At 39.0% G+C, this 649-nt stretch carries 2 tRNA genes and 1 rRNA gene; all 3 read right to left on the reverse strand.

Going from position 1 to position 649, the window contains the following annotated elements:
- Positions 1-209 precede the first annotated feature (209 nt).
- Positions 210-283: transfer RNA gene (locus B0E44_RS08375), tRNA-Ala, on the reverse strand.
- Between the two features lie 91 nt (positions 284-374).
- Positions 375-448: transfer RNA gene (locus tag B0E44_RS08380), tRNA-Ile, on the reverse strand.
- Positions 449-594: 146 nt separating this feature from the next.
- Positions 595-649, reverse strand: a 16S ribosomal RNA gene (locus B0E44_RS08385); the annotation flags it as partial.

The raw sequence follows: 649 nt of genomic DNA on the forward strand, positions 1-649 counted from the left end.
CCCCGTAACTTTTCGCAGCTTATCACGCCTTTCATCGCCTCTGAGAGCCTAGGCATCCCCCATACGCCCTTATTTTGCTTATTGTACCAATCTCGTTTTTACAACGAGACCGTTTTGTTTCGATTTTCTAATAAATTAGAAAATCTGCTTTCTACTTTTTATTATTTCTTATCTCAATATGTCAATGAACTTTTATCCTTTCGGATCTGTGGAGAATAACGGAGTCGAACCGTTGACCTCCTGCGTGCAAGGCAGGCGCTCTAGCCAGCTGAGCTAATCCCCCATTTCTAATTTTAAATTATGAATGTTGAATTTTGAATTAATGGTAATTCATACTCATACTTCTAAAATTTCCTTTTTTAAGAGTAAATTAGTTGTCTCGGACAGACTCGAACTGTCGACCCCTACATTATCAGTGTAGTACTCTAACCAGCTGAGCTACGAGACACTCTTCATTCTTATTTTTGCGCTTTTTTAATTTTACGCATGTTTTTTAAATTAACAGCAAGAGTAATATAATCCTATTATTTGTAACCAATAGTTCTTTTCGTCTTCTTTCCCTAGCGTGTGTTACCACTAACACTAAGGCTCTAGAAAGGAGGTGTTCCAGCCGCACCTTCCGGTACGGCTACCTTGTTACGACTTAGCC

Source organism: Flavobacterium sp. A45 (assembly GCF_002001005.1).
In the GTDB taxonomy this organism is placed as follows: Bacteria; Bacteroidota; Bacteroidia; order Flavobacteriales; family Flavobacteriaceae; genus Flavobacterium.